The following is a 634-nucleotide window of genomic DNA, read 5'->3' on the forward strand; positions in this document are numbered from 1 at the left end:
ATATTTTATCGATCATACATTACTGACCATAAGGATGTTTCTCGTGAGCAACGCTGATACCTTACGCCAATTACATCAAGACCACTTAAAAAACTACAACAATCAAGAGCAACAAGCCATTGAGCTTATGGGGCTATTGAGCAAGCTCTATAATGAGCAAGACGTACAAGTGACTTTGTTTGGCGAAACGCTAGACGCTACTTCAGTTGGTCAAATACTTGCGCTACATCAAAAAGCAGCATTACGCGACAACGATGCCAAAGCTATCGATATCGCTGATACTTTAGCGATGGTAAAAGTTATCTCAGAAAACGCTGATATCCAAGCTACTCGTATCGATGTTGGTCAATTGATTGCTAATGATACCGATGTACAATCTGCTCTACAGTCTATCAACAACGCTGGTGCCGTGAATGGCGCAACAGACGTTGTACTATATGGCTTTGGTCGTATCGGTCGTATCTTGACCCGTCTGCTATTGTCACAAGCGTCAAGCGCGAAAGGTCTACAACTAAGAGCGATCGTCGTACGTCCAGCCGCTGCTGGTGACTTGGCTAAGCGTATCTCATTGCTTGAGCGTGACTCAATCCATGGTAGATTCTTGGGCGGCATCAGTATCGATGAAGATAATAAC

At 44.0% G+C, this 634-nt stretch carries 1 protein-coding gene; it reads left to right on the forward strand.

The window, feature by feature from the left end:
* Nucleotides 1-34: 34 nt before the first annotated feature.
* The coding region (locus ACS8FC_RS18600; RefSeq protein WP_439297880.1) for a glyceraldehyde 3-phosphate dehydrogenase NAD-binding domain-containing protein at nucleotides 35-634 on the forward strand (600 nt) is incomplete at its 3' end.

The sequence above is a fragment of the Psychrobacter sp. 1Y4 genome (assembly GCF_051847555.1).